We start from the raw sequence: 23,009 nt of genomic DNA on the forward strand, positions 1-23,009 counted from the left end.
CACGATGTTCGCGGACGCTCGACTTCGGGGTGGATGCGGTGGGCGGTGGCGGGGGGCGTGGCGGCGGTCCTGTTCGCCGTGCTCGCGATGCTGGTCGCGATGCGCGACGGACGCCCGCTGCCCGGTGACCTCGGGTTGCATGACTGGTCGGTGGGGCATCGGCCGGACGTCGCGCGGACGATCGCGGTGGCGATCACCGACACCGGGTCCGGAACCGTTCCGTATCTGGTGGCGTTGGTGGCGGGGGCGCTGGTGGGCGCGCGGGCGTTTCCCGGGATCGCGTCGGGGGCGGTGGAGGTGGTGCGGCGGATCTGGGGGGCTCTGGCGGCATTGCTGCTGCTCGTGGCGTTGCAGCTCGTCCGGGCGGGAGTGATGAACTGGGTCGGACGACCCCGGCCGCCGATGGGGGACTGGGTCGGGCATCCGACCGGGATGTCGTTTCCGTCCGGGCATACGACGACTTCGGCGGCGGCGGCGTTGCTGCTCGTGGGCGCGGCGCTGTCGGTGATGCGCGGGACGGCGCGCGCCGTGGTCGTGACGGTCGCCGCCGTGTGGGCCGTTCTGGTGGGACTCACCCGGATCTACCTGGGCGTTCACTGGCCCACGGACGTGCTGGGCGGGTGGCTTCTCGTGGCCGCGGCGGGGTGTCTGTTCGGGGCGCTGACCTCAAGGCGAACAAAACAGGACGCTCAGGAGTGACTCGCGCATAACGCACCCATAACCGTCGTGTGCTTACCATCGGCCTCATGACGAGAGCCGAGGTTCCCGCCGGCGTCGGCCTGGCCGCCGGTGCGGAGATCGACATCGACATCGACGAGTGGCGGCGTTCGGGCGTCCGGACGGCCGCGCTCTGGATGTGGCCCTGGTGCCTGCTGCTCGCGACGGCCGCCGCGTGCGCGGTCGCCGCGGTCTCCGCCGACGCGCCCTACGCCGACGACGACGCCCTCGACCTCCTCGGAGGCTGGGGGCGCGACGCGCTCGGCGGCCTGGACGGAGTGCCGTGGGCCGTCGTCCCGCTGCTGGTGTTCCTCACCGTCACGCACTACGCGTGCACGGCGAAGGCGCTGCGGTCCGCGTCCGGGCGTCCGCTGGCCAAGGGCGAGACGTTCGCCGTGCAGATCGCTGCGGCGGCGGCGAGCCGGCTCGTCCCGGCCGGGCTCGGCAGCCTCGCCGTCCTCAGCCGCTACCTCACGCGGCGCGGCCATTCCGGCGCGGAGGCGGTCGCGGTCGTCGGCCTCACCCGGCTCGCGGGCGGGATCTCCAGCCTCGGCCTGTTCTTCGCGCTCGGCGCGGGCCACCTGCCGAACCCGTCCGCGCTCGGCTCGCAGCTGCGGCACGTCCGGATGCCGGACGGCGCGCCCACGGGCCTCGCCGTCGCGGTGCTCGGCGCGACGACCGCGACGTTCTACGTGCGCCGCCGCTCCGCCCCGGACGGACGCCTCGCGCGCCTGCGGCGACGTGCCCGGCGGGCCGTCGCGGACGCCGTCCACCAGGCCACCGAGCTCCGCCACCGGCCAAGGGCCTGCGCGGCGCTGCTCCTCGCGACGCTCGGCACCCCGCTCGCGCTCGGGACTGCCTTCACGGTCAGCGTGATCGCGTCGCCGGGCGGTCCCGGGTTCCGGCACGCCGGGACGCTGCTGCTCGTCTACCTCGTCGGCTCGGCCGCGGGAACCGCGGTGCCGCTGCCCGCCGGGACGGGCGCGAACGAGGCCGCCCTGATCGGCGCGCTGGTGGCCACCGGAGTCGCCGGGGCCGCCGCCGTGCAGGGCGTCCTGCTGTTCCGGGCCGTCACGTTCTGGGCGCCGGTGCCGTTCGGGTTCTTCGCCGCGCGACGCCTTCGCCGCATCGACGCGCTCTGAGGTGCCCGGTTCACCGGTGGCGTGTTCCGGGACGGAAGACGCCGACGAGGACGCGCAGGGCGAGCACTGAGCAGACCACGAGCATCCCGTAGCCGAGGAACTGGTACAGGCCGACCGAATCGGTCATGGTCGGCCCGTGCTTGAGGCCGAGCAGCAGGACGGCCATGACCCCGGCCGTGGACGCCAGCAACGTCAGCAGGAACTGGTGCAGGAGACCGGTGACGGTGGCGCGGTCCCGCTCGTCCGCGAAGAGCCGGACGTTCACCGTGAGCCGTCCGCCCTCGATCGCCGAGGTGATCCGGTCGAGGCGGCGGGGGATGCGGCGCAGCGTCGGCAGCATCGCCGCCAGCTCGCCCGCCGCGGCGTCGCGCAGGGACTCGGGGCGCAGCCGTTCGCCCAGGTGGGAGGCGCCGAACGCGCGCGCCTCGCCGACCATGTCGAAGCCGGGCGCGAGCTCGGTCAGCCCGCCCTCCAGCGTGCCGAGCGCCCGGAACACCGCCGCGAACTCCGCCGGGACGGCCAGCGCGAACCGCGTCATCACCCGGAACAGCTCGGTGAACATCGCCGCGTCCGGGGTCTGCCCGGCGGCGAGGTGCCGCGCCATGAACGCGCCGAGGGCCCGCTCGAGGGCCTGCTCGTCCAGCTCGTCCGGACGGGCCGTCACCTCCAGCAGCGCGTCGGTCAGCGCGATCGGGTCCGCCCGGTTCACGGCGAGGAGGATCCGGCCGAGCGAGGCGCGCAGGCCGGAGTCGAGCCGTCCGACCGAGCCGAAGTCGATCATCCCGAGGCGGCCGTCGTCGAGCAGGAGGAGGTTCCCGGGATGCGGATCGGCGTGGAACACCCCGTCGAGCATGATCTGGCGGAGCATCTCGTCCAGCAGGTCGCGGGCGAGTTCCGCCTGGTCGAGGCCGCGATCCGCGAGGGCCGGGCCCGCCTGGCTCAGGGGAACGCCGTGGAGGCGTTCCATGACGAGGACGCGCGCACTGCACAGGTCCTCGTGCGGGCGCGGGATGCGCACCCGGCCGTTGTTCGTGTGCGGGTTATGGGCTTGGCCGGAGGTGTTTCGGTGGGCGGACGCGACGGCGGCCATGTTCCGTGTCTCGATGCGGAAATCGAGTTCTTCGCGCAGTGCGGTCGCGAATCCTTCTGCCAGCTCGACGATGCCGAGGGCGCGTCCCCATCCGGCGCGTGCGTCGAGCGTCCGGGCCAGTCGCCTAACGATGTCGAGGTCACGCTCCACGACCGTCCGGACGCCTGGGCGCTGCACCTTGACCACGACCTCCTCACCCGTCCGCAACCGGGCCGTGTGGACCTGCGCGACCGACGCGGCGGCCAGTGGCTCGCGCTCGAACTCCGCGAACACCTCCTCGACCGGCGCGCCCAGTTCGTCCCGCAGCACCCGCTCGATGCGCTCCCACGGGACCGGCGCGGCCCGGTCGCGTAGGCGTCCCAGCTCGGCGACGAACTCCTCCGGCAGGACGTCCCGGCGTGTCGACAACACCTGCCCGAGCTTCACGAACGTGACCCCGCCACGGTCGAGCGCGGCGGCGAGCGAATGCGCCAGCCGCGACCGGGACTCACCCTCCGGACGTGTCCGTCCACGCAGATACGGCCCGAGCCCTGCCCGGATGAAGATCCAGGTGATCTGCCAGTAGCGGCGCGTGCGTGCGGCTCGTGCGCGTAGGGACCGCACCCACAGAAACGGGGACGGGATCGTCCCGGTCGGGACGAACGCCTCCCACACCACCAGCACGATCATCGCGATGAGCAGCGCGCACGCCCAGCCGAGCACGACGAACCAGGCCGCCGACGCGACGTTCGGACGGTCCGGATCCAGCCCGCGCATCAGCGCCTTGAGGATGGGACTCGCCACGGTCTCGCCGACGATCGCGGCCAGCACCGTCCTGACCAGCGAGAACCGCGTGTTCAGCAACCGTCTGGCCCCGAAGGCCAGGAACCCGATGATCAGCGTGGACCCTGCGACGAGTCCGATCCAGAACGCCATGACCGAAAACGTATTGATGCCGCGAGCTGGGAGGATCCCCCGCCCGAGCGAGACGCTTCCCCCGTCCGGGCGAAGTTCTATCAGAGGTTCAGAAGTTCTTACGAGGTTCATACGTCCGGCGCGCATTCGAGCTGCCGGCTGCGGCCGCGATCTACGTTCGGGTCATGCGAGTGCTGCTCACAGGTTCGGCGGGCTTCATCGGTTCGCACATCGCCGACGCGCTGGAAGTGTCCGGCCACGAAGTCCTGCCCTTGGACACGGCCACGTTGGCGGACGGCGGCGGGGGCGCGTCCGGCGATGTGCGGGACGCGGCGACGGTCGCCCGCGCGCTCCAGGGCGTGGACGCCGTGTGCCACCAGGCCGCGATGGTCGGACTGGGCGTGGACGTGTACGACCTTCCCGACTACGCGTCCGTCAACGTTCTGGGGACATCCGTCCTGCTGGCGGAGATGGCTCGCGCGGGCGTGCGGAAGCTGGTTTTGGCGTCGTCCATGGTCGTCTATGGGGAGGGCTCGTACGCGTGCGCGGTGCACGGCCCGGTGCGGCCACGCCCGCGAGCCGAATCGGCCTTGGCGTCGGGAGCCTTCGAACCGGCCTGCCCCCGCTGCGCCCAGCCGTTGACTCCCGGGACGATCGACGAAAGCGCGCCCGCCGATCCGCGCAACGTATACGCCGACACCAAACTCGCCCAGGAGCACCTGGCCGCCTCGTGGGCGCGCATGACGGGCGGCTCGGTCGTCGCCCTCCGCTACCACAACGTCTACGGCCCGCGGATGCCCCGCGACACTCCCTATGCGGGCGTCGCGGCGCTCTTCCGTTCGGCCCTGCTACGCGGAGAGGCACCCAAGGTCTTCGAGGACGGCCTCCAGCGGCGCGACTTCGTCCACGTCCGGGATGTGGCCCGCGCGAACGTCCTGGCACTGGAGCATCCGTCCTACGCGCCCTTCGCCGCCTACAACATCGCGAGCGGCCGACCCCGCAGCATCGGCGACCTGGCCCAGGCCCTGTCGGCCGCGTGCGGCGGCCCGCGGCCCGTGGTCACCGGGGCGTACCGGCTGGGCGACGTCCGCCACATCGTCGCCAGCCCCCACCGCGCCGCCGCCGACCTCGGCTTCACCGCCGAGGTCGCCTTCGAGGACGGCATGGCCGAGTTCGCGGCGGTGACCGCATGACGACCGTCGACGTGATCCTGCCGTGCCTGAACGAGGCCGAAGCCCTGCCCTGGGTGCTGGACCGCATGCCGTCCGGCTACGTCCCGATCGTGGTGGACAACGCCTCCACCGACGCGTCCGCGGAAGTCGCCGCCCGCCACGGCGCCCGGGTCGTGCACGCCCCTCGCCGAGGCTTCGGCGAGGCCTGCCACGTCGGCCTCCTCGCCGCCACGGCCGACACCGTCTGCCTCATGGACGCCGATGCCTCCCTGGACCCCCAGGACCTCCCCCTCCTGGTCGCCGCCCTCGCCCCTCCCGAGCCCTCACCTTCGACTGCCGATGCTCCTCCGGCCGGTCCGCTTCATGGCGACTTCCCGGATCGGCCGGCACTCGTCCTGGGACGGCGACGCCCGACCGGATGGCGCTCCTGGCCGCCGCACGCCCGCGTCGCCAACCGGGTCCTGGCCCGCGAGCTGAACCGCCGCGCCCGCACGTCCCTCCACGACCTGGGCCCGATGCGCGCCGCCCGCCGAGCCGACCTGCTCGACCTCGCCCTGACCGACCGCCGCTTCGGCTACCCCCTGGAGATGGTCCTCAAGGCCGCCCGCGCGAACTGGCACATCACCGAACTGGACGTCCCCTACCGGCCGAGGACCGGCCGCTCCAAGGTCACCGGCACCCTCCGCGGGACGATCCGGGCCGTCCACGACATGCGCGACGTCCTGACCACGGTCGGTGCCGTATGACGACCACCCCCACCCCGTTCGCCGCCGATCTGATCGTCATCGCGAAGGAGCCGGTGCCGGGCCGCGTCAAGACGCGCCTGACCCCGCCGTTCACACCGCACCAGGCCGCCGCCCTGGCCGAGGCCGCCCTGAAGGACACCCTCGAAGCCGTGGCCGCGACCCCGGTCGTCCGCCGCGTCCTGGCCCTCGCCGGAACGCCCGGCCCATGGCTCCCGGACGGCTTCGACGTCATCCCGCAACGCGGCGACGGCCTGGACGAACGCCTCGCCAACGCCTTCGACGACGCCCACCAAGGCCGCCCGTCGTTCCTGGTCGGCATGGACACCCCCCAGCTGACGCCGTCCCTCCTGGTCAGCGCCGCCGCCGCGCTGACGACGCACGACGCCGTCTTCGGACGGGCGTCCGACGGCGGCTTCTGGCTCCTCGGCCTCCGCACCCCGAACGCGTCCCTCCTGCGAGGCGTCCCCATGTCCCGTCCGGACACCGGCCACTTCCAGCTGTGCCGCCTGGCCGAGGCCGCCCTGACCGTCGCCCACCTCCCCGAGCTCACCGACGTGGACACCCACGACGACGCCGCCCAGGTGGCCGCGCGAGCTCCCGCAACACATTTCGCCACCGCCTACCGGACCCTCACCACCCTCCGCCGGACCAGCGAACCCACGTCCGAAGCCCCCGCCGGGAACTCCGAAGCGCCCGCCACGAACCCCGCAGCCAACGCCCGTCCTCAACAGAGCGAGCCGGGGGCGGTGGCCGTCGGTGATCGGTGAGTTGTACGAGAGGGCGCTGGACGAGCAGGCGCTCGGCGAACGGGGAGCCGCGTCCGTCCACATCGAGGACATGACCGGCGCGCGGCGTCCGCTGCCGGTGACCGACTGGCTGCGGCTGCGTCCGGGCGACGAGGGCCTGTTGTCGCGTTCCGAGGGGCCCGTCCTGGACGTCGGTTCAGGGCCGGGCAGGCTGACCGTCGCGCTCACCGAACGCGGCGTGCTCGCCGTCGGCATCGACAACGCGCCGACCGCGGTCGCGATGACCGTGGCCGCCGGAGGCCCCGCGTTGGTCGGGGACGTGTTCGAGCAGATCCCCGGCGCGGGACTCTGGCGGACGATCCTGCTCGCGGACGGCAACATCGGCATCGGCGGCGATCCGTCCACACTGCTCCGCCGCCTGGTCCTGCTCCTCGCCCCCGGCGGCCGGATCCTCGCCGAAGTGAACGCCCCGGGATCCGTCTCCCGGCGCGAACGCGTCCGCCTGCGCAGCGGCCCGACCGTCGGCCCCTGGTTCCCCTGGGCCCAGGTGGCCGCCGACGACCTCCCCCCAAGCGGCCTGGTCGTGTCCGAACACTGGGAAGAGGCAACCCGATGTTTCGTCGCCCTGACTCCATGAGTCCGTCCCGCCCGGGTCCCAACGGCCCGGGACCACGGACCGGGCGCCTGCGCTTCGTCTGGAAGCCCGGCGGCGCACCGGAGAGCCACACCTCCGCCGCCGTGCCCTCGGCCGCCGTGTCGTCGGCTGCCGTGTCGTCCGCCGCCGTGTCCTCCGCGGTCGTGTCGTCCGCGGCCCGGGCAAGGGGCCACCGACCACGTGTCGGTTCGATCCGGCAGGTGAACGAACAGGTCGGCCATCTCGCCACGGCGGTCGGTTCGCGCTTCACCAGCCGGTTCCACGACGAGCGGATCGCGGCGTGGCTGGGCATGGCACTCGGCGTCTCGTTCGGGACGACGTTCATCACCGGCCTGATCAGCCACTTCATGCAGCATCCGCCGGTCTGGCTGCACTGGCCGCCCCGGCCGATCAACCTGTACCGCGTCACCCAGGGCGTCCACGTCATCGGCGGACTGGCGACGGTGCCGCTTCTGCTGGCCAAGCTCTGGACGGTCTACCCGAGGCTTCTCCAATGGCCGCCGTTCCGGTCGGCCGCCCACGCGCTCGAACGCGCCCTGGTGCTCCTCCTGGTCGGCGGAGCCCTGTTCCAGCTGGTCACGGGTGTCCTGGACATCGCCTACTGGTACCCCTTCCCGTTCTTCTTCACGGTCGCCCACTACTGGACGGCCTACGTCGTCATCGGCGCGCTGATCATCCACATCGTGAACGAGTGGACCAAAGCGCGCCGAACCGTGATGCGCAAACCCGACGACGGCCTCGACCGCCGCTCCTTCCTCCTCTCGGTCTTCGCCGCATCGGGTGCGGTGGCCCTGTTCACCGTCGGTGAGGCGGTCTCGCCCTTGGCGCGCCTGGCCTTGCTCGCTCCGCGACGTCCGGGCGTCGGCCCGCAGCGACTCCCGGTGAACCGCACCGCGCTCGCGGCCGGCGTCACGCAGACCGCTCGCGACCCGGGCTGGAGCCTCCGGGTGACCGGACGAGTCCGGCGGGAGCTCTCGCTCTCACTCGCTCAGCTGCGCGCGATGCCACAGCACACCGTCCGCCTGCCGATCACGTGCGTCGAAGGCTGGTCCTCGTCCGGAGACTGGACGGGCGTCCGCATGCGGGATGTCCTGGCCAGGGCCGGAGCCCCGGCTGACGCGCGGGTTCGAGCCGTGTCCCTGCAGAGTGGCGGCGCGTACCGAACCTCCGAGGTGGACCCCAGGCACTGGCACGATCCCGACACGCTTCTGGCCCTGTCCCTGAACGGCGAGCCCCTTGCCCTGGACCACGGTTTCCCGTGCCGCCTGATCGCCCCGGACCGTCCCGGCGTTCTCCAGACCAAATGGCTCACGGCCTTGGTCGCAGAGTGAACAGGGACACCGGCCCGCGGCGTTCGTCGGGCAGCAGGCCGCACACCGGCCACCTCATGAGCGTTGTGTTCAGGCGTCCGCAGGTGGGCGTTGGGCGCATGGCCGCGTATGTCGTGGGTGGAGCGTTCATCGGTCTTGGCCTTTCGGGTCTGGTGGCGCATTCGCGGCCGGGCGGGTGGGCGTTGTGGGTCGGTGGTGCGGTCGTCGCACATGACGGCTTGCTGACGCCGGTCGTGCTTCTCGCCGGGCTGTTGGTGCGGCGGTGGCGGCGGTTCCGGCTCTGGTTGTTCGTGGCCGGTGTCCTGACCCTCGTGGCGCTGCCGCTCGTGCTCGGGCTCGGCCGCCACCCGGACAATCCATCGATCCTGCCTTTGCACTACCTCCCTAATTTGATCGTCGCCGTGACCCTCGTCGCGGTCGCGACGGCCTTTCCCTGGCGGAGGGCCGGACAAGCCTTGGCCGCCGGTTTCGCGAACAGCCGTCGAGGATGTCCACCGAGGGGTCCCGCCGGAGACTCCCGGCCGCGACCCGACGTGGAGGGGGAGACCCGCACCGGTCGGGTGGACGAGCAGCACACGGGGCGAGCGGGAGAACAGGTCGCCGGTCGGGTGGACGAGCCGAACGGCGGCCGCTCGGGCCATGAATCTTCTGGTCGGCGGGATGGGCGAGGCGCTGGTCGGGCCGGTGAGCAGAAGTCAGGCGGGACGGATGACTGAGCAGAGTTCCGGGCGCGGTGGCACACGGACGAAGAAGCCGGGCGTCAGCGAGTCGGCGGCGGGTCATGACGGATCGGTCGTCGCCACGATGCCGGTGGGCGACGCGGAGATCGAGGCTGGAACGGGATCGGCCCCTGGCGGAACCGGGCCCTCCGCTACCGGGCCCTCCGCGACCGAGCCCTCCGGTACTGGGCCTTCCGGTAGGGCCTTTCGGTATTGGGCCTTTCGGTACTGGAGTTCGGGGGGTGTGGTCTGGGCAGGTTTGATCGTCGGGGCGTTCGTCGTCGGGGAGGTGATGCGGAGGGCTGGGCTCGCCACTGAGGACGCGTTGCCACCCCTGCATGCGAAGGCGCGGTTGCTGACCTGGCAGATGGCTCCGGCGGTCGGATACGCGGCCGTCGCGGTCGGTGTTCTCCCCGTGGTCGTGCGGAACATGCGGTGGCGGGTCCTCCTTGCGGTGTCGTGGGTGATGGCGGTCGGGTGGGCCGTCGCGTTGGCGGTCAGTGACGGGCCCGGTGCGCTGGCTCGGCCGCTGGACGCGCCGACGGAGTATCCGGCGGGGCTGGCGGCGGTCGGTGATCATCCGTTGCGCTGGCTGCGGAGTTTCACCGATGAGCTGTACGCGTACCCGACGCATGTGCGGGGGCACCCGCCGCTGCCGACGCTGGTGTTCTGGGCGCTGGACGCGATCGGGTTGCACGGGACGCTCTGGGCCGCGCTGCTGATCATCGGGGTCGGGGCGTCGTCCGCGGCGGCCATCGCGGTGACGGTGCGGGTGCTGGCGGGGGAGCGGGTGGCGCGGCGGGCGCTGCCCTTCCTGGTGCTGTCTCCTCTCTCGCTCTGGATCGCGACGTCGATGGACGCGTTCTTCCTCGGGGTCGGGGCCTGGGGCGTCGCGTTCCTCGCGATGCGCAGGCCGTTGGCCGGTGGTGTGCTGCTCGGCGCCTTGCCCTACCTAAGCTACGGATTGCTCCCCCTGCTGGCCGTACCGAGCGTCGTTCTGTGGATGACTCGTCCACCGGTGAGGTTCTGGATAGTGATGGCGGTCGGACTCGCCGTCATCCCCACGGCCTTGACGTTGGGAGGCTTCTGGTGGCTGGACGGTATCCGCGCCACGCTCGACACCTATCTCGTCAGCGGCGGCTCGGCACGCAGGTCCTATGCCTATTTCCTAGGCGCGGACATCGCCGTCCTCGGCATCCTCACGGGACCGGCCGTCGCGTGCGTCCTGCCCCCGCTCCTTAGGCGGGGCATCACGGCGCGACGGAAACTCCGCGAGGAGCCAGTCGTCCTCCTGACGGCCGCAGCGATCGTCGCAGTCCTCAGCCTGGACGTAGCGGGAGTGACGAAAGGCGAGGTCGAGCGCATCTGGCTTCCGTTCGCGGCGTGGCTGCTGCCAGCGGCGAGTGTTCTACGCGCGCCCGCACGAGGATGGCTGACAGCACAGGTGGTGACGGCGCTGCTCGTCCAAGCGCTCGTGCTCTCCGAGTGGTGAGCCGACCCGCTCGTCGACAGGCCCGCTCAAGGCGTTGAGGGCTCGGTCGCCGTGGAGGCGTCGGCAGCCCCAGCTGTCGGTTGGGGCGCGGCTCGTGCGTCGCGCGCGAGGGTGGCCCGTCGGCTGCGCCGAAACAGTAGGAACGAAGGGACGGCCAGCACCATCACGGTGACATGTCCGACTGCCGCGACGTCCAGTTGGCGGAGCCCCTGGAAGAGGTAGGGCCACAGGGCCCACATGCCGACCACCGCCAGGGGACGCCACCACCACGTCCCGAACAGGATCACCAGGACGAGGCCGGGGACGAGCACGAACGAGGGCCCGGTGTCGAGCTGGTGGCGGGCGGCCTCCGGGAGCGCCCCGTGCGCGACGCGCCACGCGACGACGCCCTCACTGACCAGCGTCCCCGTCACGTGCAGGAGGACGAACAGCAGGACCGTCCGGCGGTTGCCCAGCAGCGCGTTGACGGGGGACAGCGCCACCAGCGCCAAACCGACCCACGCCAGCGGATACGAATCGGGGACGAACGCGGATCCGGCCAGGGAGCCCACGGGATGGTGGGACAGGTTGGCCACGTTGGTGCTCACCCAGTCGACGACGTGCGCCTTGGACTCCGGGGACAGCGCCCAGACCACGGCCTCGGCCATGGCGAGCGCCGCAACATACGCCCAGGTGGCCGCTCTCGTCCTCAGCACGAGTCCATAGTGCACCGTCGCGCACGCGCCACGAGGTCGGAGCGTGCCCCACGACGATTCCGGAACCCGGCCGGATCGACCATCCAGGGCAAAGGAGACGGCCCGGCGCTCTCGGGGAGGAGAAGCGCCGAGCCGTGTCCGGAGGGTGCGGGTGAGGTCGTGGCGGGAGGCTTTACTGACCGTCGGGGGAGGGTCTGCTTCCGAGGAAGGGAGGGCCTACTGGCCGAGGGCGGCGGTGGTGACGGGCTGGCCGAGCTTGCTGCCACCCACCCACTTGTCGAACGGCATCTGGCGGTAGCCCCAGCCGTTGGACCACTGCAGCTCACGCCCGGTGCCGTTGATGACCACCATGTCGCCCCGGTAGGACCAGTTCATGAACCACTGCGCGTCGGACGAGGGGGAGCGGACGCAGCCGTGCGAGCAGTTGCGGTTGCCGAGGCAGGACGGGTCGTCCATGTTCTGGTGGATGTACTCGCCGCTGTTGGAGATGCGCGTGGCGAACGGCACCTGCTCGTCGTAGTAGCCGGCGTCGCCCTTCTTCTTGCCCGGGGCGACCATCCGCTCCAGCCGGACGTGGTCCATGGTCAGGTGCACGCCGCTGGTGGTCTTGAGGTGGTCGATGCCGTCGCTCTGCACCTCGCCGCCGGTGCCGAGGCTGACGCCCCACGAGCGGACGACCGCGCCGTTCTTCTTCACGGTCAGCTTGTGCGACCGGTTGTTGACCGTGATGACGTGGGAGTCACCGATCTTGAACTTGCGGGTGACGTCCTTGTCACCGTAGACCGAGTCGCCGATCTTCAGGCCCGCGTAGTGGACGCTCACCTGGACGCTCTGGTTCGCCTTCCACGGGTCCTTCGTGCGGAACACCAGCGAGGGCAGCCCGTTGAACGACTCGCCCGCGCTCAGCCACCGCCAGGCGCCCACCGTCGGGTAGGTCGACTTGATCTCGATGGCCTTCTCGATGGCCTCCCTGGCCCGCTCCGGGACCTCCTTGTTGAACTGGATGAAGATCGGCATGCCCGTGCCGACCTTCTCGCCCGGGCTCGGGATGACGTTGTTGATCGTCGTCCGCGCGGTGTCGTTCACCGTCCTGAACGAGCTGTTCGCGGTCGCCGTCTTGCCCTTGCTGGACGCCGCGACCGCCTGGACGGTGTACTTCCCGCCCGGGATCAGCGTCCAGGACGACTTCCAGGTCTTCTTGTCGGCCGACAGGACGCCGGGCACGTCGGCGTCCTTCAGCTTGACCAGCACCTGGCTCAACGTCCCGCCGGACGCCGTCACCGTCACGCCCGCGTCCGGCTTCGCCTTGGCCGAACCGTTCGCCGGGGTGATCGAGATCTGGGGAACGCCTTCCTCATGTCCGGCGGTCTTGGCGTCGCCACCGCCGCCGCCACCACCGCACGCCGTCGTCAGCCCCAAGACCGCCGCAGCCACCGCCACCAGTGCCTTACCTCGCACGGTTCTCCCTCATCAGCACGCAATCCGCAGAAAGCACATTAGCGACAAGAATGCCGGTGCTTCTTCCCGCATTCCCCACCCGGCCCCGACACCTGGGAGGACCTGCGCCCCGGCTCCGTCCCCCCGTCCGGGCGAACGTCGGTCAGTAAGACGTCGGAAACCTCCCAGGAGTTCGCATCTTTCCCAGAAGTGACCGCAGTCCACCTGCCTGTACACGGACCGTGGAGTGCCCCGGTTCGCCCGTTCCGTGCCTCGGTCGCGTCCCGGCCATGCCGTGACCCGGCTCCGGTCCCTTCTCAGCGCGCTTCAGGTCGCGCGCACCGGCCCGGGGCGATCACGCCTCCGCCCGCCGGACGAGCCCACGGCACGACCCCACGGACGAGGTGGTCCGCCGACGTCCGCCGAGCCCGCGACGCTCCCCCACGGCATCGGCCCCCGGAGGAGCCGATCAGGGACGTCCACGCCATCGCGACGCGCGCCCACGGGTAGGTCCAGGCTGCGCGGCGCCGTCAGCGCCCTGCGCGCCCGAACGCTTCGGCGCGCACGTCCTCCGCCTTCACGGGACGGCGTGGAGAAACGCACACACGCGATAGTGCGTTCCTCACAATCAAGTATTGCGGATTCAACTTGGCTCGAGCGCCTCGGCCGGTGATGCTGAATTTCAGCCGAGCACAGAGGAGGACCGCGGTGGACCAGTACGAGCCCTACTGCCTCGCCGATCTGTTCTTCTACGACAAACTCGGCCAAAGGCAGAACGACGCGTCGGACTTCTCGCTCGTCGCACGTCCGGTTCCCGAAGGATGGGTCCGGCACGATTCCGACGTCTGGATGTACTACGCACCGGAAGGCGAGGGGACGCTCCCGTCCCAGGGCTGGAAGATCCATGTGTCCGCCCGGCTGGACGACGCCGAGCGCGCCCTCGCCGTGATCTGGGACTACTGCGTCCCGCGCGGGATCGTGTTCAAGTACCTGCGCGGCCGGTCCGTCCTTCTCATGCGCAATTCCAAGGCCGCCTCGCGTGGCGCCAGCGGAAAACTCGTCACCATTTACCCGAGGGACGAGAATGAATGCGAGATCGTCCTCAAGGAGCTGGACGAGCTGCTCGACGGCATCGAGGGCCCCTACATCCTGAGTGATCTCCGGTACGCGGACGGTCCGCTCTTCGTCCGCTACGGCGGTTTCGCCGAACGGCGCTGCGTCGGCAAGGACGGCGAACTCGTCCCCGCCATCGAGAACGGCGCGGGCGAACTCGTCCCGGACGTTCGGGGAGCGACGTTCTCGGTGCCCGAATGGATGACGCTTCCGTCCTTCCTCGAGCCGCATCTGGAAAAGCGGAACTCCGTCCGCATCGATGAGATGCCCTACGACTTCGAAAGCGTCCTGCATTTCTCGAACGGCGGCGGCGTCTACCTCGCCCGCGACCGCGCCTCCGGCGAGCGCGTCGTCCTGAAAGAGGCCCGTCCGCACGCCGGACTCGATGTTCTCGGCCGCGACGCGGTGACCCGCCTCAAGCATGAGCGCGACATCCTCGAACGCCTTTCCGGACTGGACGTGGTGCCGGCGCTGCGCGACTACTTCGTCCTCGGGGAGCACCATTTCCTCGTCGAGGAGTTCGTGGACGGGAACCCGCTCCAGCGTCAGATCGTCCAGCGGTATCCGCTGACGAAGGCGGACCACGACGCGTCGGCGCTCGCCGGGTACACCGAATGGGCGCTGGACATGCTCGCCAAGATCGAGGACGCCGTCCGGCTGCTGCACGAGCGCGGGGTGGTGTTCGGCGACCTGCATCCGAACAACATCCTGGTGACGGCGTCCGGACGGCTCTGCCTCATCGATTTCGAGGTGGCCGTCCCCGCCGAGGCGCAAGCCCGCACGACCCTCGCCAACCCGGCGTTCCTGGCGCCGCGCGACCGGCGGGGCGTCGACGTCGACCGGTACGCGCTCGCCTGCATGCGCTACTACCTGTTCGCCCCGCAGACCACGATCACCCTGCTGATGCACCCGCGGAAGGCCCGCCAGCTCGCGGGCCTGATCGCCGAGACGTTCCCGGTGCCGCACGCGGACTTCGACGACGCCGTCGCCGTCCTCCTCGGACCGGACCCCGATCCGGAGCCGTCGCCGCTCGACACGCTGCCGCTCCCGGGCAAGGCCCCCTGGCCGGACGTCCGGGACGCGATGCACCGGGCGATCCTGGCCTCGGCCACCCCCGACCGCGAGGACCGCCTCTACCCCGGCGACCCGGCGCAGTTTCGGGACGGCGGCGCGGTCAACATCGCCCACGGAGCCGCCGGGGTCCTTTACGCCCTGGCCGAAACCGGGGCGGACGTCCCGCCGGAACACGTCGACTGGCTGGTCGAACGCGCGCTGAACCCCGAGGTGGGCATGCCGCTCGGCCTGTACGACGGCCTCCACGGCGTCGCGCACGTCCTCGACCGGCTCGGCCGCCGCCAGGAAGCGCTGGACGTCGCGGACATCTGCCTCCGCGAGACCTGGGACCGGCTCAGCCTGAACCTGTGTTCCGGACTGGCTGGAACCGGCCTCAACCTCCTTCACCTGGGCGAGGCCACCGGCCAGACCGGCCTGACCGACGCCGCGCTGCGCATGGTCGAGCTGTGCGCGGAGCGGATCGGCGGCCCGGACGACGTCCCGGAGATCAGCGGCGGCGACCATCCGCGCGCGGGACTGATGCACGGTTCGTCCGGCCCGGCGCTGCTGTTCCTGCACGCCTACGAACGCGGCGGCGACGCGACGCTTCTCGACCGCGCCGCCGACGCGCTCCGCCAGGACCTGCGCCGCTGCATGCTCGCCGAGGACGGATCGCTCCAGGTCAACCAGGGTTGGCGCAGCCTGCCCTACCTGGACGAGGGATCCGTCGGCATCGGACTCGTGGTCGCCCGCTACCTCCGCCACCGCCACGACGAGGAGTTCGAACGCGCGCTGACCCGCCTCGCCCGGGTCGCCGAATCCGGCTACTTCGTCCAGTCCGGCCTGTTTGCCGGACGTGCCGGGATCATCGCCGCCCTCGCCACCGGCCTCCACGCCGCCCCCGACCCGCACGACGCCCCGGACGCTCACGACTCGAACCCGGACGCGACGCACGCCAACGATCCGAGGCTGGACGCGCAGATCAGCGGCCTCCGCTGGCACGCCATGCCCTACGGGGACGGCCTCGCCTTCACCGGCGACCAGCTCATGCGGCTGTCGATGGACTTCGCCACCGGGACGTCCGGGGTGCTGCTCGCCCTGGCGTCCGCGCTCGACGACCGGCGGCCCGCGCTGCCCTTCCTCGACGCCCCCGCGCCCGCTCGCCCCGCCCCCGAGACCTTGCCCGTCACCGACGGTCCGTCCGTCACCCCGGCCGGTTCGTCCGGCCTCATGATCGGCCCTTCCGGCCGCGTAGGGAGCCTGGCCAAGGAGACCCCTCTCGCGTGACGCCGGAAAAGGCCCGACCCCCGTCCACCCACGGAAGGGAAAGGAGGTGTAGCAACCACCATGGCGCTTCTCGACCTGCAGGGCCTCCAGGCCCCCACCGCCTCCGGCGGAGCCAGCGGCGGTAGCGGTCTGACCATCGTTACCTGCGCATCGCACACGCCGAGCAACCTGAGCCTCGCGCTCTGCCACTGAGCCCCGGCACTCGGGCGTGATCATCCGGGTGGCCGCCACTGAGGGGCCACCCGCAACGCCCAAAGCCGCCGCGTGCGGCGCGGTCCCTGCCGCGCCGCACGCGGCGGTCCCTTGTCCACGGAAGAAGGACGGACGCGGACGGCCGTCCACGCAGAAGGAAGGATGCACGGATGCGGACGGCGGCGGACCGCCTGGTGACGCGCACCGCGCGCGAGGGCGGCCTCTGGACGGCCCTCCTGGTCCTGGGCGCGCTCGGCGGGGCCGTCCTGCAGCTGCTCCTGCCGTTCGCCATCGGACGCGCGATCGACGGCCTGACCTCCGGAAACATCGACGGCCTCACTTCGGGCAACCCCCTCCACGACCGTTGGACGACCATCGCCGCGTCCGTCGTCGCGGGCATAGCGGCATGCGAGGTCCTGACGGCCTGGGCGACCGGCGTCACCGGCGCCGCGGCGGCGGCCCGGCTGCGCCGCGTCCTGCTCGGCCGCGTCCTCGGCGCGGGACCGGCGATCACCAGGCGGCACCCCGAGGGCGACCTCGCGACCCGCATCGGGCTGAACGCCGAGGAACTCGGCCAGGCCCCGGCGGCGCTCGTCACCGCCGCCGCCCTGCTCATCCCGACCGTCGGCGGGCTGGTCGCCCTGGCCCTCATCGACCCCTGGCTGCTGGGCGCGCTGGTCGCGGGCCTGGTCGCGATCACGCTCGTCCTGCGCGGATTCCTGCGCGCGACCACCGTCCACGCCGCCGGATACCAGCGCACACAGAGCGACATCGCGGCCCGTCTCACTGACGCGCTCAACGGAATCCGCACGATCGCCGCCGCCGGAACCGCGGACCTAGAGACCCGCCGGATCCTCACCCCGCTGCCCACACTTCGCGAACATGGGCTTCGACTTTGGCGCGCCAACGCGCGCGCGGGGGTGCAGGCAGGGCTGACCGTTCCGCTGCTGGAGGCGACCGTCCTCGCCGTGGGTGGATGGCGACTCGTCTCAGGCGGACTCAGCTTGGGCGAGTTGTACGCCGCAGCGCGCTATGCCGTGCTCGGCGCGAGCCTTTCGGGCGCGCTCGGCCAGATCGGCCAGCTCGCCCGATCGCGCGCAGCCGCGGGCCGCGTCACCGAAGTGCTCACGGAACCCGTCGTCCAGCACGGCGCACGCCGTCTCTCACTGCACGGTTCCGGAACCCTCGAATTCCGGAACGTCGCGATCCGCACACCAGACGGCGAAGGGCTGCGCGGCGTCGACTTCGTGATCCCGGGCGGCGGTGCGACCGCCGTGGTCGGACGTTCCGGCGCGGGCAAATCCCTGCTCGCCGCCCTGGCAGGACGCCTGCTCGACCCGGACGAAGGCGTCGTCCTCCTGGACGGCGTCCCACTCCACGACCTGTCGCGCACCGAACTGCGACGCGCTGTCGGCTACGCCTTCGAACGTCCCGTCCTGCTGGGGGAGAGCGTCACCGACGCCGTGGCACTCGGCCTCCCTTCCCACACGCGCGCGCACGAGGACTACGTGCGGAACGCGGCCCGCGCCGCCCGCGCGGACTCCTACCTGGAACGGCTGCCCTCCGGCTATGCCACCGCCTTGGCGGACGCGCCGATGTCGGGTGGCGAGCGACAACGCCTAGGAATCGCTCGTGCGCTCGCGCAAGGGGAACGGCTCCTCGTCCTGGACGACGCGACCTCGAGCCTCGACACCGTGACCGAACGCGAGATCGGCGCGGCCCTCACCAGCGCGGCCGACGGCCGAACCCGCCTGCTCGTCGCCCATCGCGTCGCCACCGCCGCCGAGGCCGACAACGTCCTCTGGCTGGATGACGGACACGTCCGCGCCCAAGCCCCCCACGCCGACCTCTGGCGCGACCACCCGTCCTACCGGGCCCTCTTCGCCGACCCCACAACCTCCCCCGAGGGAAAGGCATGACCACCACCCCCCGCCCCCGCACGAGCCCACCCCCCGCGCACAGAGAACGAACGCCCGACGGGGTCTCGCTTCCCGCACGCGCGGGAAGCGGAACGCGGACGTTCGTGGTTCAGGCGTTGCTCGCGGAACCGCGGGCGGTATTGCGGGTGCTTGCGTGGTCGGTCGTAGAAGCAGGGCCCGCGCTGCTCGTCGGACAAGCCGTCGCGCGCGCGATCGGGGACGGCTTCGCGGCGGGACGTCCATGGGTGGGCACCGCCTGGCTCGCGACACTCGCCCTGGTCTGGACGGTCGCCGCGGTCGGGGCGCGCCAGGTCGTTCTGGCCGTGGCCGCCACGGTCGAGCCGTTTCGCGACCGGCTGCTGACCGAGGCCGTCTCCGGGACGCTGCGGCACGCCGCCACCGAAGGCCGCCCGCCCGGATCGGCGGCCGTCGCGCGCGTGAACCTTCAGGTGGAGCTGGCACGCGACGCGCTCGCCGCGCTGGTCACCGTCGTTCGCTCGTTCGCGTTCACCGCTGTCAGCGTGGTCGTCGGCCTGGCCGTCCTGGAGCCGCTCGTCCTGCCCTGGGTGCTGCCGCCGTTCGTCGCGGGCCTCACGCTGTTCGTGGCGTCGCTGCCCGCGCTCGCCCGCCGCCAGCGCGCGTACCTCCTCGCAGACGAGGCGACGGTCGCCGCGACGGCCGAGATGATCGGCGGACTCCGCGACATCGCCGCCTGCGGCGCCGAGGACCGCGTCGGCGGCGCGGTCCGCGACCGCGTGGCGACGCAGGAGGCGGCGGGCCGCGCCCTCGCCCGCGTCACCGCCCTCCGCACGGTCGCGCTGACCGTCGGCGGCTGGGCCCCGGTGCTTCTGCTCCTGCTCGCGGTGCCCTGGCTGGGCCGCCACGGTGTCGGCGCGGCCATGGTGATCGGCGCGCTCACCTACCTGACGCAGTCGCTCGTCCCCGCGTTCGGCGGACTGGTCCGTGGGGTCGGCGTGAGCGCCGTCCGCCTCGGCGTCTCCGTGGACCGCGTCCTGACCGCCACCACCGCCGACGCAGCGCCGGCATCCTGCACCACACCAGCGGAGACGGACGTGCGGCTCCGCGCGGTCACCGCCGCCTACGGCCCGGACGCGGTGCCAGTGATCGACGAGCTGGATCTGGACGTCCCGTCCGGCGGCCATCTGGCGGTGGTCGGGCCCAGCGGCATCGGAAAATCCACGCTGGCCGCGGTCATCACAGGCCTGATGCGTCCGCGCGACGGGACGGTCGAGATCGGCGGCGTCCGCGCCGACCAGGTCGATCCCTCCGCGCGCGTGCTGATCCCGCAGGAGGCGTACGTCTTCCGCGGCACCGTCCGCGAGAACCTCGGTTACCTCACGCGCGACGCGGAACCACCGTTCACGCAGGCCATGGAGAGGATCGGCTCGGCGGACCTCGTGGCCCGCCTGGGCGGCCTGGACGCCGAACTCGACCCCGGTGCGCTCTCGGCGGGGGAGCGGCAGCTGATCGCGCTGACCCGCGCCTACCTCGCGCCCGCCCGGCTGGTCGTCCTGGACGAGGCGACCTGCCACCTCGACCCCGCCGCCGAGGCCCGCGCGGAGACGGCCTTCGCGCGACGCCCCGGAACCCTGATCGTCGTGGCGCACCGGATCAGTTCCGCCCGCCGGGCCGACCGCGTCCTGCTCATGGACGGCACGCGCCCCCACCACGGGACGCACGACGACCTGATCCGCAGCTCACCCCCGTACGCGGCCCTGGCCGGACGCTGGCGCCCCGCACGGTGACACCGCCCGGAGGTGGCGAAACCATGAGATATCCCGAGGCCGAACGCGGGCCCGTCATCGACGTCCTGCACGGCGAGCGCGTCGCCGACCCCTACCGCTGGCTGGAGGATCCGGCCGCGCCGGACACCCGCGCCTGGCTGGACGCCCAGGACGAGCTGTACCAGAAGCACATCGACCCCGAACTCCGGCGGACGTTCCGCCGCCGCGTCGTCGAACTCGCCGACACCGGAAGCGTCAGCGCCCCCGTCTGGCGCGGCGACCGGCGCTTCACCCTCCGCCGCGTCGCAGGTCAGGAGCACGCGGTCCTGCACGTCGCGGACGGCGGCGAGCCCGAGCGGACGCTCCTCGACCCGACCGTGCTCGACCCGTCCGGCACGACGACGCTCGACGCGTGGCGGTCCGACCCGTCCGGACGGCTGCTGGCCTGTCAGGTGTCGCGGGGCGGCACCGAACGCGCCGAACTCCTCGTCCTGGACGTCGAGACCGGCGAGACCCTGGACGGCCCGATCGACCGCTGCCGCTACTCCCCGGTGGCCTGGCTCCCCGACGGAAAAGGCTTCTACTACGTCCGCGCCGAGCCGGGCGACGAGACGCGACGCCGCGTCCGCCTCCACCTCATCGGCGAGCCACCCGAGCACGACACACCCGTCACCGAACCGGCCACGTCCCACGGCGTGGGCATCAGCGCGGACGGTCACTGGCTCGTCATCTCCACGGCGGACGGCTCCGACCCCCGCAACGACCTGTACATCGCCGACCTGACGACCGCCACGCACCAGCTCAGGCCCGTCCAGCAGGACGTGGACGCCCGAGCCGCGGCCGCCATCGGCCCGGACGGCCGCCTCTACATCGTCACCGACCGGGACGCCCCCCGCGTGCGCCTCTGCGTCGCCGACCCGACCAACCCGTCCGACTGGACCGAACTCATCCCGGAGGACAAGGAAGCCGTCCTCTCCGACTTCGCCTTCCTGGACGGCCTGATCGCCATCACCCGCATCCGCAGCGGAACGTCCGAACTGTCGCTTCACGACGCGCGCACAGGAGAACGGCGGCGCGACGTCCCCCTGCCCAGCCCCGGCATACTCGGGCCGCTGTCCACCCGTCCCGGCGGTGGACGCGAGTTGTGGTTCACCCACAGCGGCATGGCCACGCCCGAAGCCGTCTGGCATTACGACACCAGCGACAACAGTCTCACCCTCTGGGAACCGTCCCCTAGCCCCATCGTCCTGCCGCCGCTGGAGACGCACCAGATCACCTGCACCTCGGCGGACGGAACCCCCGTGCGCGTCGACGTGATGGCCCGTCCCCACCAGGGCCCAGACCCTCGCCCGGCCATCCTGTACGGCTACGGCGGCTTCGGCATCCCGCTCACCCCGTCCTACGCCGCGGACGCGCTCGCCTGGGTGGACGAGGGCGGCGTCCTGGCGATCGCCCACCTGAGAGGCGGCGGCGAGGACGGCACGACCTCGCACCGCGCGGGCATACAAGGCCGGAAACAGCGCGTCTTCGACGACTTCCTGGCCGCCGCCGAGGAACTCGTCTCCACCGGCTGGACGTCCCCCGACCGGCTCGCGATCTGGGGCGAGTCCAACGGCGGGCTCCTCGTCGGAGCCGCGCTCACCCAGCGCCCCGACCTGTTCGCCGCCGCCGTCTGCGTCGCGCCGTTGCTGGACATGGTCCGCTACGACCTGTCCGGCATGGGCGCGATGTGGCACGGCGAGTACGGCTCCCCGGCCGACCCCGAGGCGTTCGGCTGGCTGCGCGCGTACTCGCCGTACCACCACGTCCACGAGGGCACCGCCTACCCGGCGACCCTCTTCGCGGTCTTCGACGGCGACTCCCGCGTCGACCCGCTCCACGCGCGCAAGATGTGCGCCGCGCTCCAGTGGGCGACGGCCGGCGACCGACCCGTCCTGCTACGCCGGGAATCCGACGTCGGCCACGCGTCCCGCTCCGCCGGACGCTCCTACGACCTGGCCGCCGACCTCCTGGCCTTCGTCACCACCCAGACAACCCCCTGACCAGGGGCGTCACCGGCCCGGACGCGGCGACCGCTGCGTCCGGGGGACGACGCCCCCGAGCCAGCCGTTCTCCTCGGCGATGGCGACCGCCTCCAGACGGGTGCGGGCGCCGACCTTGGTCACGATGCGGGCCAGGTAGTTCCGGACGGTCCCGGTCGCGAGGAACAGCGACCGCGCCGTCTCGGCGACGGTCGCGCCCTTGGCGGTCTCCCTGAGCACCTCCAGTTCGCGCGGGGTCAGCGGACTTCGGGACGTGGCGAGCTCGGCGTAGGCCATGTCCGCGTCGATGACACGCTCGCCGTTCGCGACGTCGCGGATCGCCTGGATCAGGCGGGCCGGCGAGGTGTCCTTGAGCAGGAACCCCTCCGCGCCCGCCTCGACCGCCCGGCGCAGATCGCCGGGCCGCCGTCGTTCGGCCATGAGGATCACGCGGCATTCCGGCAGCAGGGTGAGCAGCCGGAAGGTCGCGTCGACACCGTCGAGATCGGGCAGGCCGAGGTCCACGAGCGCGACCTCCGGGCGGCAGTGCGCCGCCGTGGCCAGCAGCTTGCGGGCGCAGTCCACGGTCTCGACGACGCGGATGTCCGGTTCGCCGTCCAGAAGGGCGACCAGACCACTACGGAACAGATGGACGTTCTCGGCGAGGATGACGCGGGTCACCGGCTGGGCCCCGGGAGGGGGGCCTGGCGTGACAGGGAGATCGGCGCTGATCTGTGGAAAGCGGGCAGGGCACGTCCGGGCTGGAGGACGAGGGTCATGGCTTCGCCTTGGTGTTTGGACTGGGGCGCGGCAGACGCCAGCGTGCTGGAGAAGCCTCGGGCC

General features: G+C 72.0%; 18 protein-coding genes. 14 read left to right on the top strand and 4 right to left on the bottom strand.

The window, feature by feature from the left end:
- Positions 1-45: 45 nt before the first annotated feature.
- Positions 46-699, top strand: coding sequence for a phosphatase PAP2 family protein (locus P696_RS45215; protein ID WP_157429679.1), 654 nt, complete (start codon positions 46-48; stop codon positions 697-699).
- Between the two features lie 47 nt (positions 700-746).
- On the top strand, positions 747-1,859 hold the full coding sequence (locus tag P696_RS45220; RefSeq protein WP_034484607.1) for a lysylphosphatidylglycerol synthase transmembrane domain-containing protein: 1,113 nt from the start codon (positions 747-749) through the stop codon (positions 1,857-1,859).
- A 10-nt stretch (positions 1,860-1,869) separates the two neighbouring features.
- Here the strand turns inward: P696_RS45220 and P696_RS0113660 are convergent, their stop codons facing one another.
- Complete coding sequence (locus tag P696_RS0113660) at positions 1,870-3,864, bottom strand: ABC1 kinase family protein (protein ID WP_026412795.1); 1,995 nt, start codon at positions 3,862-3,864, stop codon at positions 1,870-1,872.
- A 164-nt stretch (positions 3,865-4,028) separates the two neighbouring features.
- Between P696_RS0113660 and P696_RS0113665 the strand changes: the two genes are divergently transcribed.
- The 7 genes from P696_RS0113665 to P696_RS45235 all read left to right on the top strand — a co-directional run bounded on the left by P696_RS0113665 (position 4,029) and on the right by P696_RS45235 (position 10,704).
- Complete coding sequence (locus tag P696_RS0113665) at positions 4,029-5,036, top strand: NAD-dependent epimerase/dehydratase family protein (RefSeq protein WP_026412796.1); 1,008 nt, start codon at positions 4,029-4,031, stop codon at positions 5,034-5,036.
- Complete coding sequence (locus tag P696_RS0113670) at positions 5,033-5,761, top strand: glycosyltransferase family 2 protein (RefSeq protein ID WP_026412797.1); 729 nt, start codon at positions 5,033-5,035, stop codon at positions 5,759-5,761. Before P696_RS0113665 ends, P696_RS0113670 begins: the two co-directional genes overlap by 4 nt.
- Entirely contained in the window at positions 5,758-6,528 is a 771-nt protein-coding gene (locus P696_RS45225; RefSeq protein ID WP_064744011.1) for a TIGR04282 family arsenosugar biosynthesis glycosyltransferase, read from the top strand. Before P696_RS0113670 ends, P696_RS45225 begins: the two co-directional genes overlap by 4 nt.
- Positions 6,518-7,144, top strand: coding sequence for a class I SAM-dependent methyltransferase (locus tag P696_RS0113680; protein WP_026412798.1), 627 nt, complete (start codon positions 6,518-6,520; stop codon positions 7,142-7,144). The genes P696_RS45225 and P696_RS0113680 overlap by 11 nt, the downstream gene beginning before the upstream one ends.
- A 218-nt stretch (positions 7,145-7,362) precedes the next feature.
- Positions 7,363-8,493: a molybdopterin-dependent oxidoreductase gene (locus P696_RS45230; RefSeq protein ID WP_245627648.1), complete on the top strand. Its 1,131-nt coding sequence runs from the start codon at positions 7,363-7,365 to the stop codon at positions 8,491-8,493.
- Positions 8,494-8,591: 98 nt separating this feature from the next.
- Complete coding sequence (locus P696_RS57430) at positions 8,592-9,209, top strand: hypothetical protein (RefSeq protein WP_211245730.1); 618 nt, start codon at positions 8,592-8,594, stop codon at positions 9,207-9,209.
- A gap of 295 nt (positions 9,210-9,504) precedes the next feature.
- A complete protein-coding gene (locus tag P696_RS45235) occupies positions 9,505-10,704 on the top strand; it encodes a hypothetical protein (protein WP_157429680.1) in 1,200 nt (399 codons plus the stop codon).
- Between the two features lie 26 nt (positions 10,705-10,730).
- On the opposite strand, the gene P696_RS45240 is transcribed toward P696_RS45235, so the two are convergent.
- Both P696_RS45240 and P696_RS0113700 read right to left on the bottom strand, forming a co-directional pair.
- Positions 10,731-11,399 carry a rhomboid-like protein gene (locus tag P696_RS45240; RefSeq protein WP_157429681.1) on the bottom strand — a complete coding sequence of 223 codons (669 nt, stop codon included), beginning with the start codon at positions 11,397-11,399 and terminating at the stop codon, positions 10,731-10,733.
- A gap of 216 nt (positions 11,400-11,615) precedes the next feature.
- Positions 11,616-12,857, bottom strand: coding sequence for a L,D-transpeptidase (locus P696_RS0113700; protein ID WP_245627649.1), 1,242 nt, complete (start codon positions 12,855-12,857; stop codon positions 11,616-11,618).
- Between the two features lie 687 nt (positions 12,858-13,544).
- Between P696_RS0113700 and lanKC the strand changes: the two genes are divergently transcribed.
- From lanKC to P696_RS0113730, 5 genes are all read left to right on the top strand, one after another.
- Positions 13,545-16,289 (top strand): class III lanthionine synthetase LanKC, encoded by a 2,745-nt coding sequence (gene lanKC / locus P696_RS45245; protein ID WP_051467486.1) that lies wholly within the window; start codon positions 13,545-13,547, stop codon positions 16,287-16,289.
- Between the two features lie 60 nt (positions 16,290-16,349).
- Positions 16,350-16,481 (top strand): SapB/AmfS family lanthipeptide, encoded by a 132-nt coding sequence (locus P696_RS55875; protein WP_157429682.1) that lies wholly within the window; start codon positions 16,350-16,352, stop codon positions 16,479-16,481.
- Between the two features lie 170 nt (positions 16,482-16,651).
- Complete coding sequence (locus P696_RS45250) at positions 16,652-18,400, top strand: ABC transporter ATP-binding protein (protein WP_034484842.1); 1,749 nt, start codon at positions 16,652-16,654, stop codon at positions 18,398-18,400.
- 146 nt (positions 18,401-18,546) lie between these two features.
- Positions 18,547-20,166 carry an ATP-binding cassette domain-containing protein gene (locus P696_RS0113725; RefSeq protein ID WP_245627650.1) on the top strand — a complete coding sequence of 540 codons (1,620 nt, stop codon included), beginning with the start codon at positions 18,547-18,549 and terminating at the stop codon, positions 20,164-20,166.
- 23 nt (positions 20,167-20,189) lie between these two features.
- The gene (locus tag P696_RS0113730; protein ID WP_026412801.1) at positions 20,190-22,187 is read left to right on the top strand and encodes a prolyl oligopeptidase family serine peptidase; all 1,998 of its coding nucleotides are present in this window, start codon (positions 20,190-20,192) and stop codon (positions 22,185-22,187) included.
- Between the two features lie 9 nt (positions 22,188-22,196).
- On the opposite strand, the gene P696_RS45255 is transcribed toward P696_RS0113730, so the two are convergent.
- Positions 22,197-22,847 carry a response regulator transcription factor gene (locus tag P696_RS45255; protein ID WP_051467490.1) on the bottom strand — a complete coding sequence of 217 codons (651 nt, stop codon included), beginning with the start codon at positions 22,845-22,847 and terminating at the stop codon, positions 22,197-22,199.
- Positions 22,848-23,009: the final 162 nt, after the last annotated feature.

Source organism: Actinomadura oligospora ATCC 43269, assembly GCF_000518265.1.
Lineage (GTDB): Bacteria > Actinomycetota > Actinomycetes > Streptosporangiales > Streptosporangiaceae > Spirillospora > Spirillospora oligospora.

What these genes read in the sequence shown, in the direction of transcription:
- P696_RS0113730 (WP_026412801.1), top strand. Translation starts at nt 20,190, where the DNA reads ATGAGATATCCCGAGGCCGAACGCGGGCCCGTCATCGACGTCCTGCAC.
- P696_RS45250 (WP_034484842.1), top strand. Translation starts at nt 16,652, where the DNA reads ATGCGGACGGCGGCGGACCGCCTGGTGACGCGCACCGCGCGCGAGGGC.
- P696_RS0113660 (WP_026412795.1), bottom strand. Translation starts at nt 3,864, where the DNA reads ATGGCGTTCTGGATCGGACTCGTCGCAGGGTCCACGCTGATCATCGGG.
- P696_RS0113665 (WP_026412796.1), top strand. Translation starts at nt 4,029, where the DNA reads ATGCGAGTGCTGCTCACAGGTTCGGCGGGCTTCATCGGTTCGCACATC.
- P696_RS55875 (WP_157429682.1), top strand. Translation starts at nt 16,350, where the DNA reads ATGGCGCTTCTCGACCTGCAGGGCCTCCAGGCCCCCACCGCCTCCGGC.
- P696_RS45220 (WP_034484607.1), top strand. Translation starts at nt 747, where the DNA reads ATGACGAGAGCCGAGGTTCCCGCCGGCGTCGGCCTGGCCGCCGGTGCG.
- P696_RS45225 (WP_064744011.1), top strand. Translation starts at nt 5,758, where the DNA reads ATGACGACCACCCCCACCCCGTTCGCCGCCGATCTGATCGTCATCGCG.
- P696_RS57430 (WP_211245730.1), top strand. Translation starts at nt 8,592, where the DNA reads ATGGCCGCGTATGTCGTGGGTGGAGCGTTCATCGGTCTTGGCCTTTCG.
- P696_RS0113670 (WP_026412797.1), top strand. Translation starts at nt 5,033, where the DNA reads ATGACGACCGTCGACGTGATCCTGCCGTGCCTGAACGAGGCCGAAGCC.
- P696_RS45235 (WP_157429680.1), top strand. Translation starts at nt 9,505, where the DNA reads ATGCGGAGGGCTGGGCTCGCCACTGAGGACGCGTTGCCACCCCTGCAT.